17 protein-coding genes and 1 tRNA gene are annotated in these 16,536 nt (G+C 69.0%); 13 read left to right on the top strand and 5 right to left on the bottom strand.

Annotation, left to right across the window (positions count from 1 at the left end):
* The 3 genes from ACLD0W_RS11605 to ACLD0W_RS11595 are packed head-to-tail and all read left to right on the top strand — an operon-like array spanning position 1 to position 4,189.
* On the top strand, positions 1–747 hold the full coding sequence (locus ACLD0W_RS11605; RefSeq protein ID WP_410307649.1) for an efflux RND transporter periplasmic adaptor subunit: 747 nt from the start codon (positions 1–3) through the stop codon (positions 745–747).
* Positions 744–2,090: an efflux RND transporter periplasmic adaptor subunit gene (locus tag ACLD0W_RS11600; protein ID WP_410307648.1), complete on the top strand. Its 1,347-nt coding sequence runs from the start codon at positions 744–746 to the stop codon at positions 2,088–2,090. Before ACLD0W_RS11605 ends, ACLD0W_RS11600 begins: the two co-directional genes overlap by 4 nt.
* Positions 2,087–4,189, top strand: coding sequence for an HlyD family efflux transporter periplasmic adaptor subunit (locus ACLD0W_RS11595; protein WP_410307647.1), 2,103 nt, complete (start codon positions 2,087–2,089; stop codon positions 4,187–4,189). The genes ACLD0W_RS11600 and ACLD0W_RS11595 overlap by 4 nt, the downstream gene beginning before the upstream one ends.
* A 13-nt stretch (positions 4,190–4,202) precedes the next feature.
* Here ACLD0W_RS11595 and ACLD0W_RS11590 read toward each other — a convergent pair whose 3' ends face one another.
* Entirely contained in the window at positions 4,203–4,817 is a 615-nt protein-coding gene (locus tag ACLD0W_RS11590) for a LysE family translocator (protein ID WP_410307646.1), read from the bottom strand.
* A 156-nt stretch (positions 4,818–4,973) separates the two neighbouring features.
* Here ACLD0W_RS11590 and ACLD0W_RS11585 point away from each other — a divergent pair, with 156 nt between their 5' ends.
* Complete coding sequence (locus ACLD0W_RS11585) at positions 4,974–6,389, top strand: PLP-dependent aminotransferase family protein (RefSeq protein WP_410307645.1); 1,416 nt, start codon at positions 4,974–4,976, stop codon at positions 6,387–6,389.
* Here the strand turns inward: ACLD0W_RS11585 and ACLD0W_RS11580 are convergent.
* The 3 genes from ACLD0W_RS11580 to ACLD0W_RS11570 all read right to left on the bottom strand — a co-directional run bounded on the left by ACLD0W_RS11580 (position 6,381) and on the right by ACLD0W_RS11570 (position 9,971).
* A complete protein-coding gene (locus tag ACLD0W_RS11580) occupies positions 6,381–7,448 on the bottom strand; it encodes a helix-turn-helix domain-containing protein (RefSeq protein WP_410307644.1) in 1,068 nt (355 codons plus the stop codon). The two genes, ACLD0W_RS11585 and ACLD0W_RS11580, sit on opposite strands and share 9 nt — an antisense overlap.
* 61 nt (positions 7,449–7,509) lie before the next feature.
* Positions 7,510–8,469, bottom strand: coding sequence for a hypothetical protein (locus ACLD0W_RS11575; RefSeq protein WP_410307643.1), 960 nt, complete (start codon positions 8,467–8,469; stop codon positions 7,510–7,512).
* Between the two features lie 146 nt (positions 8,470–8,615).
* Positions 8,616–9,971, bottom strand: coding sequence for a KamA family radical SAM protein (locus tag ACLD0W_RS11570; RefSeq protein ID WP_410307642.1), 1,356 nt, complete (start codon positions 9,969–9,971; stop codon positions 8,616–8,618).
* Between the two features lie 313 nt (positions 9,972–10,284).
* Here ACLD0W_RS11570 and ACLD0W_RS11565 point away from each other — a divergent pair, with 313 nt between their 5' ends.
* Positions 10,285–11,736, top strand: a complete 1,452-nt coding sequence (locus tag ACLD0W_RS11565; protein ID WP_410307641.1) for a phospholipase D-like domain-containing protein — start codon at positions 10,285–10,287, stop codon at positions 11,734–11,736.
* Positions 11,737–11,761: 25 nt separating this feature from the next.
* A complete protein-coding gene (locus ACLD0W_RS11560; protein ID WP_410307640.1) occupies positions 11,762–12,250 on the top strand; it encodes a hypothetical protein in 489 nt (162 codons plus the stop codon).
* Between the two features lie 16 nt (positions 12,251–12,266).
* Here ACLD0W_RS11560 and ACLD0W_RS11555 read toward each other — a convergent pair whose 3' ends face one another.
* Positions 12,267–12,446 (bottom strand): PLDc N-terminal domain-containing protein, encoded by a 180-nt coding sequence (locus tag ACLD0W_RS11555; protein ID WP_410307639.1) that lies wholly within the window; start codon positions 12,444–12,446, stop codon positions 12,267–12,269.
* A 159-nt stretch (positions 12,447–12,605) separates the two neighbouring features.
* Here ACLD0W_RS11555 and ACLD0W_RS11550 point away from each other — a divergent pair.
* The 7 genes from ACLD0W_RS11550 (at position 12,606) to ACLD0W_RS11520 (ending at position 16,272) form a co-directional block, all read left to right on the top strand.
* Positions 12,606–12,682, top strand: a tRNA-Arg gene (locus ACLD0W_RS11550).
* Between the two features lie 95 nt (positions 12,683–12,777).
* The gene (locus tag ACLD0W_RS11545) at positions 12,778–13,008 is read left to right on the top strand and encodes a hypothetical protein (RefSeq protein WP_410307638.1); all 231 of its coding nucleotides are present in this window, start codon (positions 12,778–12,780) and stop codon (positions 13,006–13,008) included.
* A gap of 114 nt (positions 13,009–13,122) precedes the next feature.
* Positions 13,123–13,344, top strand: coding sequence for a hypothetical protein (locus ACLD0W_RS11540; protein WP_410307637.1), 222 nt, complete (start codon positions 13,123–13,125; stop codon positions 13,342–13,344).
* 133 nt (positions 13,345–13,477) lie between these two features.
* Positions 13,478–14,440 (top strand): arsenosugar biosynthesis radical SAM (seleno)protein ArsS, encoded by a 963-nt coding sequence (arsS, locus tag ACLD0W_RS11535; RefSeq protein ID WP_410307636.1) that lies wholly within the window; start codon positions 13,478–13,480, stop codon positions 14,438–14,440.
* The gene (locus ACLD0W_RS11530) at positions 14,437–15,144 is read left to right on the top strand and encodes a TIGR04283 family arsenosugar biosynthesis glycosyltransferase (RefSeq protein ID WP_410307635.1); all 708 of its coding nucleotides are present in this window, start codon (positions 14,437–14,439) and stop codon (positions 15,142–15,144) included. Before arsS ends, ACLD0W_RS11530 begins: the two co-directional genes overlap by 4 nt.
* Before the next feature lie 2 nt (positions 15,145–15,146).
* Positions 15,147–15,806, top strand: a complete 660-nt coding sequence (locus tag ACLD0W_RS11525; protein ID WP_410307634.1) for a TIGR04282 family arsenosugar biosynthesis glycosyltransferase — start codon at positions 15,147–15,149, stop codon at positions 15,804–15,806.
* Positions 15,807–15,927: 121 nt separating this feature from the next.
* Positions 15,928–16,272 (top strand): Hpt domain-containing protein, encoded by a 345-nt coding sequence (locus tag ACLD0W_RS11520; protein ID WP_410307633.1) that lies wholly within the window; start codon positions 15,928–15,930, stop codon positions 16,270–16,272.
* The last annotated feature ends 264 nt before the right edge of the window (positions 16,273–16,536 follow it).

Below are 16,536 nucleotides of genomic sequence, written 5' to 3'. Positions count from 1 at the left end.
TTGATTGGAGTATTCACGGCGCTGGTCATCAGCGCCGCGCCGGCGGCGGTGCGCGCCCAGGCGGTCAACGGCGACGGCGATATCCGGGGGCAGATCAGCGCGGTGGAGCACACCGTGCTGGCGGCGCCGCGTCAGGGACGCATCCTGGAAGTGAAGGCGCGCCTGGGTGAACGCGTGGCCAAGGGCAATGCCCTGGTGCGTTTCGACTGCCGCTCGCCCCAGGCGGAACGGGACGTGGCCCGGGCGCGGCTGTCCGCGGCCCGCGCCCAGCACAAGGTCAACAAGGACCTGCAGGCCTACCAGAACATCAGCGCCCTGGAAGTGGAACTGTCCGGCGCGGAAGTGGAGCGGGCCGCCGCCGAGCTGAAGGTGGCGGAGGTGCGCCTGGGTGACTGCGTGGTGGACGCGCCCTTCGACGGCGAGGTGATCGGCCGCAACGTGAACCCCTATCAATGGGTGTCCGCCGGCGAGCCGATGCTGGAGTTGAGCAGCGTGGTGCGCTTCGAAATCGAGGTGGTGGTGCCGGCCGCCTGGCTGACCCGCGTCAAGGAAGGCTCGCCGCTGAGCTTCGTGGCCGACGCCACCGGCCAGACCGTGGCCGCCAAGGTGGCGCGCATCGTCGACCGCATCGACCCGGTCAGCCAGACCGTGCGGCTGATCGCCACGCCCACCGGCGAGGCCGCCGGCGTGCGCCCGGGCATGAGCGGCGCGGTGCGCTTTCCCGACCAGGCCGGGGCCGGTTCATGAATCAACGGGTGGTGCCCGGTGCCGGCGTCTCCACGGACCGACTGGCCAGCCTGATCGCCCTGCAGCAGCGGCTGCTGGACGCCGAGGACCTGGCCCAGGCGGAGTACGTGCTGGTCAATGATTCCGCCTATCCGTTTCCCGCCCGGCAGTTGATTCTGTTCCGCGACGGCGTCCTGCGTGCCCACTCCGGCGCCGCCGAGGTGGACGCTCAGAGCCCCTACCTGCAATGGGTGCGCCGGGTGGCGCGGGCCCTGCACTGGGACCGGGACGGCGACGCCGGGCCGGCCCGGGAGGTGGACAAGGCAACGCTGGCGGAGCGCGCCCCGGAGCTGGCGGAGCAGTGGAACGAGTACTGGCCGGCGCGCGGCCTGTGGGTGCCGATCAACGTGGGCGGTCGCGCCCGGGGCGGCCTGCTGCTGCTGCGCGAACGGGCCTGGAGCGAAGCGGAAGGGCGCCTGCTCGGTCACTGGCTGGCCACCGCCGAACCGGTGCTGGCGCGGCTCTCCCGGCGCCCGCCGCTGACCTCGAAACGGAAGCTGGCGGTGGCCGCCGTGGTGGCGGTGACCCTGGCGCTGGTGGCCATCATCCCGGTGCCGCTGTCCATGCTCGGCAACGCGGAGATCGTCCCGGAAGCCAGCAGCATCGTGCGTGCGCCCATTGAAGGGGTGGTGGCGCGGCTGGCGGTGTCCGCCAACCAGTCGGTGGAGCAGGGCCAGCTGCTGGTGGAAATGGACGACGCCCGCATCCGGGGCCGGCTGGCCGCCGCCGAGCAGGCCCTGGCGGTGGCCCGGGCCCGCTATCAGCGCGCCCGGCAAAGCGCCTTCGCCGATCCCAAAGCCAGCGCCGAACTGCCGGTGCTCAGCGCCCAGGTGGATCAGGCCGGCGAGGACGTGGCCTTTTACCGCCAGGAACTGGAACGGGTGCGGGTCACCGCGCCCCGCGCCGGGGTGGCGCTGGTGCTGAACCCGGACGACTGGGTCGGGCGGCCGGTGCAGCTGGGCGAAAAACTGATGGAGGTGGCCGACACCCACGGCTCCGAAGTGGAGTTGTGGCTGCCGGCGGCGGACGTGATCCCGCTGTCCGACGGCGCCCAGGTGAGTCTGTTCCTGAACGTGGACCCGGCGGCCGTGCGCCACGCCACCCTGACCCAGGTGAACTACCGCGCCGAGCAGGCCCCCAACGGGGTGCTCGCCTACCGCGCCCACGCCCGCCTGGCGGAGGGTGAAGCCCTGCCCCGGGTGGGCTGGCGCGGCACCGCCCGGGTGGAAGGAGAGCAGGTGGCGCTGGCCTATTACCTGCTGCGCCGCCCCTGGGCCACGGTGCGGAGCTGGCTGGGCTGGTGACCACGGCGACCCCGGACCTGCCGCATCTGCGCCAGGATCTGCAGTTGCACCCGGTGGAGCGCGACGTGGACGGGCGCCGCCGCTGGCTGCTGCACGATCCGGTGGCGCAGCGCTTCTTCCGGCTCGGCGAGCAGACCGTGCAACTGCTGCCCTTTATCGACGGTGGCGCCGCCGAGCCGGCGGCGGAGCGCGCCCGGCGCACCCTGCGGCGCCCGGTCAGCGCCGAGCAACTCGCCACCCTGGCGGAATTTCTGCGCGGCCATCATCTGGTGGTGGCCGACGTCGAGCAGCAACGGCGCTTCCAACGGCTGCGCCAGGCGAAGCCCAAGGGCTTCATGTGGTTGCTCAAGCATTACCTGTTTATCCGCGTGCCGCTGGCCAACCCGGACCGCTGGCTGGGCCGGCACCTGGGCAAGGTGGCCTGGCTGGGCCACCGGCGCACGCGCCTGGCCCTGGCGATATTGCTGATGCTGGGGGCCTGGCTGACCCTGCGCCAATGGGACAATTTCTGGGCCCAGTTCGCGGCGCTCAAGGCCATCGGCGGCTGGCTCACCCTGGGCATCGCCCTGGTGCTGGTGAAGGCCCTGCACGAGCTTGGCCATGCCTTTACCTGTAAGGCGAAAGGGGCCCGGGTGCCGACCATCGGGGTGGCCTTTATCGTCGGCTGGCCGGTGCTGTACACCGACACCAGCGACGCCTGGCGGCTGACCCGGGCCCGCGATCGGGTGCAGATCGACCTGGCCGGCATGGCGGTGGAGATCGGCATCGCGGTGGTGGCGCTGCTGGCCTGGCACATTCTGCCGGACGGCGCCCCGCGATTGGTGTGTTTCTGGCTGGCCACCACCACCTGGATCATGTCCGTGGTGATCAACTGCAACCCGCTGATGCGCTTCGACGGCTACTACCTGCTGTCGGATCTGTGGCGCCGGCCCAATCTGGAACCGCGCTCCCAGGCGCTGGCCCGCTGGAAGCTGCGCGAGCTGCTGTTCGCCTTCGGCGAGCCGCCGCCGGAGCCGCCCCAGCGGCGCATGATCCTGTTCGCCTTTGTCGTCTGGGTGTACCGCTTCTTTCTGTTCCTCGGCATCGCCCTGGTGGTGTACCACTTCTTCATCAAACTGATCGGCATCATTCTGTTCGCCGTGGAGATCGGATATTTCATCGTGCGTCCCGTCCATAACGAAGTCCGCCGCTGGTTCACCGGCGGCCGCCGGCCGCGCTGGAACCGCGCCCTGGCGCGTACCCTGACGATCCTGGCCGGCGCCTTGCTGCTGCTGGTCTGGCCCTGGCATTCGCAGCTGCATCTGCCGGCCTTTTTGCAACAGCCCACCCAACGGGTGGAGGCGCCCCTGGGCGGGCGGCTGGAGCTGGCCGTCGGCAACGGCGACCGGCGTGACGCCGGCGCGCCCCTGGCGGTGGTGCGGGTGCCGGAAACCGACTACCGGCTGACCGCCGCCCGGGCGCGCCTGGCGCAGCTCACCGACCAGTGGAACGCCAGCGGCCTGAACCGGGACCTGCTGTTCGACAGCCCCCTGGTGGGCGCGGAACGGGCCACCCAGCGGGAGCGGGTGCGTCTGCTGGACAGCGAGCGGCGTCTCGGTGAGCTGACGGCACCGGCGGACGGCTATGTGCAGACCGTCAATCCGGACCTGCTGAACGGCGGCTGGGTGGGGCAGGGCGAGTGGCTGCTGACCTACATGCCGCGCCGGCCGGCGGAGCTGGTGGCCTGGATCGGCGAAGCGGACGTGCTGCGCCTGAAGGAAGGCGGCGAGGCCACCTTCTATCCGCTGGCGCCGGCGGGGGCACCGCTGAAGGCGTGGGTGGAGAGCATCGAAGGCCAGCCGGTGGAACGCCTGCGCCAGCCGCAAATGGCCACCCTCAACGGCGGCCCGATCCGCGCCGAGGCCCGCCGCGACGGCACCCTGGTGCCCGAGGGCAGCCTCTATCGCGTGCATCTGCGGGTGGCGGCGCCGCAGGGCGATTGGACCCCGGTGAATCCGGCCCGGCGCGGCGCGGTGGTCATCGACACCGAGGCACGCAGCTTCCTGGGCAGGATCTGGCGCCACGTGGTGGCGGTGTGGCGCCGGGAAGCGGGCTTCTGAGAACGCCGTCGGCTCAGGTCATAAAGGTGGGGTAGAGGGTGGCCAGCAGCAGCGCCGCCATCACCTGGTTGAAGCGCGCCAGCCGCCGCCCCTGATAAAGCCAGTCGCGCAGGGCCACGCCGAACAGGCTCCAGGCGCTGATCAGCGGCGCGCTGACCACCAGAAAAGCCACCGCCAGGGCGGTCAGGGTCGGGGTGAAGCGGGCCGGATCGGTGAAGCTGGCCACGGCGGTCAGGAACATCATCCATGCCTTGGGGTTGATCCACTGAAACAGGGCCGCCTGCCAGAAGCCCATTGGTCGGGCCCGGTCCGCCGTGGGCGCGGCGCCGGCCTCGCCGTGGCGCGGTCGCTCGCGCACCAGCCGCCAGGCCAGCCACACCAGGAACAGGGCGCCGGCCACCCGCAGCCCCAGCATCAGCGATGGGAAGCGGGCCAGCAGCGGCCCCAGGCCCAGGCCGATGGCCAGCAGCACCACCTGGCAGCCGGCCAGGATGCCGGCGATGTGCGGCAGCGAGCGGCGGAACCCCACATTGGCGCCGGACGCCATCAGCATCAGATTGTTGGGGCCGGGGGTGCCGACCATCACGGCGATGAACGCCAGCATCGCCGGCAGCGTCTGGAACTCCATGAACACCTCGCGGACTCCACCTCACCAATAACGGGCCCCAGGGTAGGTGGACGGTGCGCCACGATACAGATATAAAATGACGTAATTGAATCGGTACAGTTTGCATCCGCTGGCCACTGTGCCGATGATTCCTTCGCCCACTGTATCGGTGCCCCCATGACGGACGCTTCCCCCGGCAAACGCTATCAGCAACTGGCCGACCGGCTGCAGACGCTGATCCTCGATCAGGTCTATCCGGTGGGCAGCCGGCTGCCCGGGGTGCGCAAGCTGGGCCAGCAGCACGGCGTCAGCGTGGCCACGGCGGTGAGCGCCTGCCGGGAACTGGAGCAGCGCGGGGTGCTGGAGGCGCGGCCCCGGGCCGGCTTCTTCGTGTGCCCGCCGCCGGCCCGGCGGGACGCCCCGAGCCTGCCCAGCGCCGGGCGGCGTCCGCGCCCGGTGACCGGCCAGGAGCGGGTGCTGCGCATGGTGCAAGCGGTCAACGACCCGGCCCTGGTGAACCTGGGGGCGGCGGTGGCGGACCCGGATTTCCAGCCGGTGGCGCGCATGGAGCAGGCGTTTCGCACGGTGCTGCGCGAACAGCGCCGGCGCTGCGTGGGCTACGAATTTCCGCCCGGCGCCCCGGAGCTGCGCGCCGGCCTGGCCCGGCGATTGGCGGCGCTGCGCTGCCCGGTGGCCCCGGACGACGTGCTGATCACCAACAGCTGCCAGGAAGCCGTGGCCATCGCCCTGCGCATGGTGACCCGGCCCGGCGACACCGTGGCGATCGAATCGCCCACCTATTACGGCCTGCTGCAGGTGATCGAGTCCCTGGGACTCAAGGCCCTGGAAATCCCCACCGATCCGATCCAGGGCCTGTCCCTGGAGGCGCTTGCCCTGGCTCTGGAGCGCTGGCCGGTGGCCGCCTGCGTGGTGGTGCCGAATTTCTCCAACCCGCTGGGCAGCTGCATGCCGGATGCCCGCAAACGGGCGCTGCTGGACCTGTTGGCCGGGCACGACGTGCCGCTGGTGGAGGACGATATCTATGGGGACCTGCCCCTGCGCGGCCCGCGCCCGCTGCCGATCAAGGCCTGGGACCGGGACGGTCGGGTCTACTACTGCTCGTCCTGTTCCAAGACCCTGTCCGCCGGCCTGCGGGTGGGCTGGCTGGTACCCGGCGCCCACCGGGAGCGGGCCTGGTATCTGCAGTTCATCAACACGGTGTCGGTGGCCACCCCCTCGCAGCTGGCCCTGGCCCATGTGCTCGACCACGGCCACTACGACCGCCACCTGCGCACCGTGCGCGACCAGCTGGCCCGGGCGGTGGCGCGGATGACGACCCGGGTCACCGAGCTGTTTCCGGACACCACCCGGGTCAGCCGGCCCGCTGGCGGCTTCGTGCTGTGGCTGGAGCTGGCCGCCGACATGGACACCACGGAGCTGGCCGAGCGGGCGCTGGAGGCGGGCGTCAGCTTCGCGCCGGGGGCGCTGTTCTCCGCCTCCGGCAAGTTTGACCACTGCCTGCGGCTGAACTGCGCGGTGCGCTGGGACCAGCGAGTGGAACGGGCCCTGGCCCGGCTGGCGGCGCTACTGTGAACGGCCGCCCGGGCGCAGGTCGCTGGGGCGCAGGCCGTAACGCCGCCGGAACAGGCGGCTGAAGCTGCTGCTGTCGAGGAAGCCGCAGCGCGCCGCCAGCTCCGCCACGCCCAGGTGCGCCGGGGCGCTGGTCAGCAGCTGATGGGCGCGGTGCAGGCGGGCCTCGCGCAGACAGCCGGCCACGGTGTCCTGGTGGCGGGCGAACAGCCGGTAGAGGGTGGCCCGGGAACAGCCCAGGGCGCGGGCCAGGGTATCCGGGCCCAGATCCGGCTCGTCCAGGCGCTGCAGAATCAGTTGCCGTGCGCGCAGGTAGGCGGCCTCCGGTTCGCTGTCCTCGGCGGGGATGCCGAAGGCGGTGCCCAGGGTCGCCACCGCCAGGGAACGGGTCTGCTCCAGCAGCAGCGCCCGGTGGGCCCGGGGCAGGCGCTCTCCCTCCACCGCCAGCCGGGCCAGATGACTGGCCAGGAAGCCGCTGATCGGCGTTTGCCGGAGACGCGCCAGCAGCGCCGGCAGATCCAACCGGTCGGTGGCGAACAGGGGCGAAAGGGCGGGGCGCGGCAGGGTCAGATGGATACCGGCATGGTCGCTCCAGTTGATCCGGCAGGGCTGGCGCGGATCGTACAGAAACAGCTCACCGGGCCCGGCGATCAGCAGGGTGCCGTCGTCCAGGCGGTGTCGGCGCCGGCCACGCAGCACCAGCCCCAGGGTGAGATCGTCCTGGTCGTCCCGGCGGCAGTGCAGGCCGTGGCGGTGGCCGCTCAGGCGCTGGGATTGGTACCAGAACAGCGAGCACTGCGGCCCCACCAGGCCGGCGGCGCGGGCCGCGAAGGTGCGCCGCTGTTCCGGCGCCGGGGCGTCGGCGGCGAAGTCATAGAACACGGTGTGCCGCCAGTAATCGTAATTGTCCGGGTGCGGCGCCGCCGGCGTGGCCAGGGCCAGGTACACGCACCGCGAGGGCAGGCCGTCCCGCGGCGTCCACGCGCCCTGGTCCGGCGACCAGTTCCAGATGTCCGCGTTCCAGTCCGACACCGGTTGCCCCCGGTCCCCCGGCTTGTTCATGGCCCCGCTCCGCGTGCCCGAAAAACCCGATAATGCGACAGGGCGGCCGGCTTGGCGACGATTAAATGGCCAGCCCGGCCTGCGCCATCAACGACTCCAGCAGGGCCTCGCACTCACCGCTGATCACGGTGACCCCGTTCACGCTGATCATCAGGTCCGCGCCGCTGTAGTCCAGCTGCACCCGGCTGCTGGCGGCGCCGTCCACCACCAGCTCGCCATTGCCGTAGCAGAAGCCGTTGCCCGGCAGCGGGTCGGTGAGCCGGTGCGGGGTGCTCACCCGCACCCAGCCCTCGGCGGCGTCGTTGAACAGAAACAGCCGCCCGCCGCCGGCCAGGGTGGGCAGCGGTTGCGACAGGTTGCTGATGGTGCTGTCGAACAGCACTTCGAAGTCCTGAAAGCGGTAGCCCACCATCACCGAGCCGTGGTCGGTACTGAGGGTGTAATTGCTGATCACGTTGGCGTCCGCGATCACGGCGTTGCCGAACGCATTGCCGGCGTCCTCCGGGCGGATACTGAAGCCGCCGGACAGGGACCATTCCTGACTGAACGACGACGACGAATTGATGCGGTTGCGGTAGTTCGAAAACGCGGAATACGGCCGGTTCGGGTCAGTGAAATCGAACACGATGCGGCCGTCGAAGGCGCGGCTGGGATAGAGCGGATCCACGCAATCCTCGAACACCGCTTCGGCGGGGGCGCCCTGGTCGTCCTCGGTCAGTTGAAAGACGCCGTCCGGATTGTCGCAGGTGGGCGTGCCGTTGAGGCCCTGGGAAACCAGTATATTGGCGTTGCGTTGCAGGCGCGGCAGGATTTCCAGCGCCAGCCGGGCGTGCACCAGCACGGCGGCGGCGTTGTCGGTGTCGATCAGCAGGGTGGTGCCGTCGGGCACCTCGCCGCCGGGTCCGCCGTCACCGCCGCCGACATCGTCGTGATCGTTGCCGGAGCCGCCGCAGGCGGCCAGGGTCAGGGCCAGTAGCAACAGGCCGGCGGGCCGAAATTCGCTGGAAAACGACAACAACATAAAAGTACCCCCCAAGGGCAAAAAGCGGACATCGGTTTTGGGGGGGGATTATCGGCGGGCGCCGGTGGCGGGTGTCAGGCCAAGCGTCTCAGCCGCTTGGCCGCGCGTCTCAGCGGGGCGGCGCGGTACACGCGCCGCCCTACGCCTTACTCTTCCAGGGCGGCCAGTTCGTCCTCGAAGAAGAAGCGGTCTTCGCCGAACGCGGGCTCCAGGTGGTTGAGCCAGGTGGCGTCCGGGTTGTACTTGGCGAAGAACGGCCGTTGCACCCAGTCCGCGTTGCGGCCCTGGATCAGGCGCAGCACGAATACCTTCTCGCCGTGGATCTCGGTGATCCCCTGGATTTCCACCTTGCCCGGGTGGCTGGACATGCTCGGGCCGCGGGCGGTACGCGCCAGGCCGGAGACCCGCTGCATGGCGTCCCGGTAGATTTCCCAGGCGCGCGCCAGGGGCACCTCGAAGTAGTGGCGGGCGCCGGTGTCGCGCTCCACGAACATGTAGTAGGGCACGATGCCCAGTTCCACCTGGGTCTGCCACAGCCGTGCCCAGTCGTCGGCGTTGTCGTTGATGTGCGCCAGCAGCGGACCCTGGGCGCGGATCTGGGCGCCGGTTTCGCGCACCCGGCGGATCGCCTCCCGGGCGATGGCCGGTTCCATCTCCCGCCAATGATTGTAATGGGCCATCAGCGCCAGATGCTTGCCGGCGGCGCCCACTTCCCGGAACAGATCCAGCAGGTCCTCGGCGTCCGCGTCGGACACGAAGCGCTGCGGCCAGAAGGTCAGCGCCTTGGAACCGATGCGGATGGTGCGCACCTGCTCCAGCTCCAGCAGCGGCTCGATGTGGGCGCGCAGGTTCTTGGTCTTCATCACCAGCGGGTCGCCGCCGGTGATCAGAATGTCGGTGATTTCCGGGTGGGCCCGCACGTACTTCTTGAGCTGGCCGGCCTCCTTGGTGGCGATTTTCAGATCGTTGTCGCCGATGAACTGGGCCCAGCGAAAACAGAAGGTGCAGTAGCTGTGGCACACCTGCCCCTGGCTCGGGAAGAACAGCACGGTTTCATTGTATTTGTGCTGGATGCCGTCGATTTTCTCGCCGTCCACTTCCGGAATGTTGTGTTCCATCTGGCCGGCCGGGTGCGGGTTGAGCGCCTCGCGCACCGCCGCCACGGTGGCGTCGATCTCCGCCTTGTCGCCGCCGCGCAGGGCCGCCGCCACCCGTTCGAAATGTTCCGGGGCGAGCATGTCCTTCTGCGGGAAGGTGAGCTGGTAGATGGGATCGTCGGGCACCCGGTCCCAGTCGATCAGTTCGTCGATGACGTATTCGTTGACGCGGAACGGCAGCACGCTGGCCACCACCTGCATGGCGAAACGGGTCTCCTCGTCGAGACGCTGCAACGGTTCGATCTTGTCCAGTTGGCGGGCGGTGAACACTTTGAATCGGCGGGCTTCCCAGTGGCCCGGTTGCGGATGCTCGCGCAGGGGGATGACCGTATTGGCCTTTGACATGGTTGTCGCTCCTCATCATGCGCCGGCGGGCGACAGGCGCGCGCCGGTACACTGGCCGCTTAACCAGCGTGTGGTGTGTGTGTACTACCGACAGCCGGTGACACCGGCCGGAAGCGGGCTCCGGGAGCCCCATGTGGCCCCGGCGGAACAGCGGCCGGAGCAAGCGCGTAACGGAACGCGGCGGGTTTCGAAGGGCGGTGGGCCGGCCTTCGAGGCGGCGTAGTCTACGGCCTGCACCGGCAAAGCGCAAAAACGCGACGGACCGCAACGACGCCATCCATGGTATGTTTCACCGGTCATCAGGGAGGGATCCATGCAGGATTTGATCATCAGGCTGGCGGCGCCGGTGGAGCACGCTCTGGCCTGGCTGTACAGCTTCTGGCCGGCGGTGGCCGGTCTGGTTGGTGTCACCCTGGCCGTGATGGTCACCCTGCACGTGGCCCAGCATAAACGGGACGCCCGCGCGGCGGCGGCCTGGACCGGACTGGTCTGGCTGGTGCCGTTTCTCGGCGCCGCCCTCTACCTGATGCTGGGCGTCAACCGTATCCAGCGCCGCGCCCGCCAGCTCACCGGCGGCGGCATCGACGCCGCCCTGCGCGCCGGCCAGGAGCAGGGCACCCCGCTACAGACCGACCGCCTGCAAGTGCTGGCGCGGCTGGTGGGCCGGCTCACCCGGCTGCCGCTCACCGGCGGCAACCGGGTCGCCCTGATGGAGGCCCCGGAAGCGCTGGATGCCATGGTCCGGGCGGTGGACGAAGCCACCGAAAGCGTTTATCTCGCCACCTATATCTTCGGCAACGACGCCGCCGGCCGGCCCCTGGCCGACGCCCTGGTGCGTGCCCACCAGCGCGGCGTGCAGGTGCGGGTGCTGCTGGACGGGGTGGGCGCCCTCTATTCCCTGCCGCCGATCACGTTCCGGCTGCGCCGCCAGCGGGTGCCGGTGCAGCGCTTTCTGCACTCCATCGCGCCCTGGCGCATGCCCTACATGAACCTGCGCAACCATCGCAAACTGATGGTGGTGGACCGGGCCCTGGGCTTCACCGGCGGCATGAACATCCGCGCCGGCTATGTGTCCGAGCCGGCCACCATTCAGGACCTGCACGCCCGGGTGGAAGGCCCGGCGGTGGCCCATCTGCTGCTCAGCTTCGCCGCCGATTGGGCGTTCACCTGCCGGGAGGAACTGAACGACAACTACGCCGGCGAGATGGACCTGGGCACGGTACAGGCCCGTGGCGTCAACACCGGCCCGGACGCCGACTTCGACAAGCGCCGCCTCACCGTGCAGGCGGCGATCGGCGCCGCCGAGCGTGAGATCCGTCTGGTGACGCCGTACTTCGTGCCCGGCCAGACTCTGCTGGCCAGCCTGCAGCTGGCGATCCTGCGCGGTGTGCGGGTGGTGATCCTGGTACCGGAGAAGAACAACCTGCGGCTGGTGCAATGGGCCAGCCTGCACGCCCTCAAGTGGCTGGCCAAGGAGGGCGCGGAAATCCACGCCTCGGCGCCGCCCTTCGACCACACCAAGCTGCTCACCGTGGACGGCCACTGGGTGCAGCTCGGCTCCGGCAACTGGGACGCCCGCAGCCTGCGTCTGAATTTCGAGTTCGACCTGGAATGTTATGATGATCCCCTGGCCGCCGACGCCAATGCGCTGATCGACCGCAAACTGGCCCGGGCCCGGCCGCTGGCCGACGCCGACTTCCGCGCCATGGCGCGCTGGCGCCTGGTGCGCAACGCCCTGGCGCACATGCTCGAACCCTATCTCTGACCTGCTGACAAGGACCCGCGACCCTATGCGCCTGCCCCGTGCCCCGGAACTGCCGGATGCCCTGGTGACGCTCTCCCGACTGCAATTTCTGCACGGCTTCGTGGTGGTGGCGGTGGCCTCCGCCATCTGGCTGCCGGACCCGGTCACCGCCCGGCCCTGGCTGGACATCGTGCCGCTGCTGGCGGCTCTGTACGTGTTGCTGCAAACCGGACTCTACTTTGGCGCGGAACTGGCCCGGGAAGGCCGGACCCTGGCGCCGGCGGCCAGCCTGCTGCTGGTGATGGGCGCGGCTACGCCGTTTCTGCCGGCCTGGCTGTCGGTGCCGCTGATGGCGGTGGCGGTGATGATGCTGTTTGGTCTGGAGAAGGTGGGGGCGGTCCGCGAGCACTGGCCGGAGGCCTGGCTGCGCGGCCGCAAACAACACATGCAGTTCGTGATGGTGTCCCTGGCCAGCGTGCTGTTCTGGCTGATCAGCCAGGACAACCGGGCCCTGCTGAATGCCGCCGGCGGCTGAGCGCCGGCGGCCAGGGTTACTTCTTGGCGGGTCCGCCCGGGCCCAGCAGCGCCCAGATGATCAGACCGACCACCGGCAGTACCAGTACCAGAATCACCCACAGAATTTTCTCGCCGGTGCTGGCACCGGACTGCACGATCTTGATGATGGCCAGAATATCCAGCACCAGAATGATCAGACTCAGAATCTTACCCATTGTCCCGCTCCCTAGGTGTGATTGAACAACCCCTACGACGCTAGCCGGCCCCCGCCCCCCGGTCCAGCACCGCAAGGTAAAAGCCGGTAAAGCCCCGGACTGGCGTCCCCCCACCGAATCATTACAATGGACCGCCGTTAGAACGCCCCGTTTAAAAATGCCCCGGTAGCTCAGTCGGATAGAGCAAGCGCCTCCTAAGCGCTAGGTCGCAGGTTCAATTCCTGCTCGGGGCGCCATTTCCGTGACCGATCCGAATTTACCCACCTTTACAGACACCGCCCGTCGGCCAGGGCATGCTTTATCGCATCCCAAACAGCAGTGGTGATGGATCATGAAAGTCAGCCCCCTGGGTCCGCGATGCGGCCGGTTTTTCAACAGCACCGATCAGCGGGACGTGGAGCGCCTGGCGGGCCAGTACGGCGCCCACCGGGACGAGGTAAGGGCTTTCATCGATGAACTGCGGTCGGTGGACGAAATCGACCATCTGACCTACCAGGCCATGCACCAGCTGGTGGCCAGCGAACTGGCGCTGCCGTTGCCCCGGGACTTCGCGGCGGCCTGATCCGCGCACTATGAAATTTTTCGCAGAAAACTTTTCTGAAGCAGGGGCAACGATTTTCACGTGAAAATGACGTGACCGGGCTCATTCTCCTGGCACCACCCAGGAGGTCGCGTCATGATCGGCTTCACCTTTCTCAGCAAGCGCTTCGACAGCAGCAATCCGGACGATGTGGACGCGGTCGCCGACCACTACGGCGTGTTCGCCGACGACGTGCGCGCCTTTATCGACGAGGCCCGCCGCCACGGCGAGATCGACCGGCTGACCCATCAGGACGTACACCGCCTGGTCGCCAGCGAGCTGGCCCTGCCGGTGTCGGACGTCAGCCTGACCCACTGATCCGGCCCCGCCGATCCGCGCTGGCTGCCCCGCCGGGTTCGCGCCGGTGGCGCTTTTGACGTAACGTTCCCTCCGATCGTGCCTCCATGGTTCCGTAACGCCATGGACCGCCACCCACCCGGAGGACCCCGCCATGAAAGACACCCGGCCTCTGCTGCTGCGCAGCGGCACCGACTTTCCCCCGGTGCGGCGGCGGCGCACCCGTATTCTGCAGGTCAATCTGGGTTATCTCTGCAATCTGAGCTGCGTGCACTGCCACGTGAACGCCGGGCCCACCCGCACCGAGCAGATGAGCCGCGAGGTGGTGGACCAGGTGATCGCCGTGCTCGACCAGGGTCAGGTACAGGTGCTGGACCTGACCGGCGGCGCCCCGGAAATGAACCCCCACTTTCGCGATCTGGTGCGCGCCGCCCGCGTCCGGGGCGTGACCGTGATCGACCGCTGCAATCTGACCATCGTGCTCGAGCCCGGCTATCAGGACCTGCCCGACTTTCTGGCGGAGCAGGGCGTGCAGATCGTCGCCTCGCTGCCCTGCTATCTGGAAGACAACGTTAATCAGCAGCGCGGCAAGGGCGTCTATCAAGGCAGCATCGAAGCGATCCGCCGGCTTAACGCCGCCGGTTACGGCGACGGCGAGGCGTTGCCGCTGGACCTGGTCTACAACCCGGTGGGCGCCCACCTGCCGCCGCCCCAGGCCGCTCTGGAAGCGGACTACAAGCGCGAGCTGGGCGAGCGTTTCGGCATCCGTTTCAACCGGCTGCTGACCATCACCAACATGCCGATCAGCCGGTTTGGCGCGGTGCTGCTGGCCCAGGGTGCCTTCAACGATTACATGCAACTGCTGCGCGACAACCACAATGTCGCTAACCTGGACGCGGTGATGTGCCGCGATACCCTCAGCGTGGACTATCGCGGCTATCTCTACGATTGCGATTTCAATCAGATGCTGGATCTGCCCCAGGGCGGCGGCCAACGCCACCCCCACCTCGGCGAACTGCTGGCGGCGGATAAGGACGGCGAGGCGGTGTTCGTGGCCGACCATTGTTTCGGCTGCACCGCCGGCGCCGGCAGCAGTTGCGGAGGAGCCCTGGAATGAGTGTCAGCGTGATAGTGCCGGTGCTCGACGAAGCCCGGTGTCTGGAAAGCTTTCTCGCCGGCCTGCGCGAGCGCCTGGGCGAGCAGGACGAGATTATCGTGGTGGACGGCGGCAGCGAGGACGGCAGCGCGCTGATCGCCCGCGACCACGCCGACCTGGTGCTGCACTGCGACCGGGGCCGGGCCCGTCAGATGAACCTGGGTGCCGAACGCGCCAAGGGCGACTGGTTGTGGTTTCTGCATGCCGACTGCGGCAAGGTCAAACGGGGCCACCTGGCGGCCCTGCGCGCGCTGCCCGAGGACGCCCAGTGGGGCCGCTTCGACGTGCGCCTCTCCGGTGACCACCGCCTGTTCCCGATGATCGGCCACGCCATGAACCTGCGTTCGCGCTGGACCGGCATCGCCACCGGCGATCAGGGCATCTTCGTGCGCCGCGCGCTGTTTCTGGAACTGGGCGGTTTTCCCCTGCAGCCGTTGATGGAGGACGTGGCCCTGAGCACGCGCCTGCGCGGCCGCGCGCCGCCGGTGTGCCTGCGCCCGCGTCTGGTGGCGGACAGCCGCCGCTGGGAAGAGAACGGCGTGCTGCGCACCACCCTGCTGATGTGGCAGCTGCGCTGGCGCTACTGGCGCGGCGAAGACCCGGCGCGCCTGCATCGGGACTACTATCGCCACCACTATCGTCAATCCTATACCGGCCCGCGCTGACCATGGGCGCGCCGGACCCGCGATCCGACACCCTGCTGATGGTGTTCGCCCGGGCGCCACGCCTGGGCGAGGTGAAGACCCGGCTGGCCCCGGCCCTGGGCGAGCAGGGTGCCCTGGCGGTGTACCAGCGCCTGCTGGACCGCACCCTGACCGTGGCCGCCGGCCACCCGGGCCCGGCGCGGCTGATGCTGGACCAGGACGACCCGGCCCTGGCCCGTCGCGCCGAGGCGTTGGGGCTGACCGTGGGCCGGCAACGAGGCGACGGCCTGGGCGAGCGCATGGCCCGGGCTCTTGCCGAGGGCCTCAGCGAGTTCCCCCGGGTGCTGCTGGTGGGCTGTGACTGCCCGGTGCTCGATCAGACTTACCTGGCGCTGGCCGATGACCACCTGAGGCACGGCCGGGTGGTGCTGGGCGCCAGCGAGGACGGCGGCTTCGTGTTGATCGGCGGCAGTGACGCCACGGTCTGGCGACCGGACCGGTTCGCCGGGGTGCGCCTGGGGGGCGGCTACGCCCTGGCCGACACCCTGGTGGCGCTCAACGATGTGTCGCTCCACGACCTCTCCGGCAACGACGAAGGCGGCGTGGCGGTGCTGCCGCCGCTCTGGGATGTGGACCACCCGGAAGACGTGGCCCGGGCCCGGCAGTTGGGCGTACTTCCCTGAAATCGTCCCACTCCCTGGGACGGCAACGATGAGCTGGTGATTTTTTGTCCGTATACTCGGAAGCCAAGGCGGTGCGCCACGGTGTTCGAGCGCGCCCCCGCATTATTCAAGGGAGTGACGGATGCAAGAGCCAGCGGTGCTCAACGACGGCGTGATCGCCGAATTGCGCGACATCATGGGCGGCGATTTCGACACCCTGGTGGAATCCTACCGCCAGGACGGCCGCCAGCGGCTCGGCGCCCTCCAGCAGGCGATCCGGGAAGGCCACGCGGAAGGCGTGCGTCAGCAGGCGCACAGCTTCAAGGGCAGCAGTGGCAACCTGGGTGCCCAGCGGGTATCGGCGCTTTGCCTGGAAATGGAACAACTGGCCCGGGACGACCGGGTGGACGCCGCCGGCGAGCGGCTGGCGGCGCTGGAACAGGCCTTCGAGGAATCCTGCCGGGCCCTCGGCGCGCAACCCGCCTGAAAAGCAGGCCACAAAAAAAACCCCTCTTCCAAAGGGGGTGGAAGAGGGGGGGTTGTGAGCGCTATTTCTAGCGCCTTGGGGGGATACCTGTTGATGTGTTAAATGCTACCGGCCATGCCCTCCGGGTGCTGTAAAAACCGGTGAGCGATTGTAAAAGTTGGCGATAGTGTGGCGGCAATCTGTAGCGCGCCGCCGGCGACGAACGGTGGATGGTCCCGCCCGTTGATCGGAATTTGTAAGAGATATCTTACAAGGCTGTAAGCA

It is taken from the genome of Alloalcanivorax sp. C16-1 (genome assembly GCF_046507805.1).
Lineage (GTDB): Bacteria > Pseudomonadota > Gammaproteobacteria > Pseudomonadales > Alcanivoracaceae > Alloalcanivorax.
This window is presented reverse-complemented; position numbering and strand designations above follow the sequence as displayed.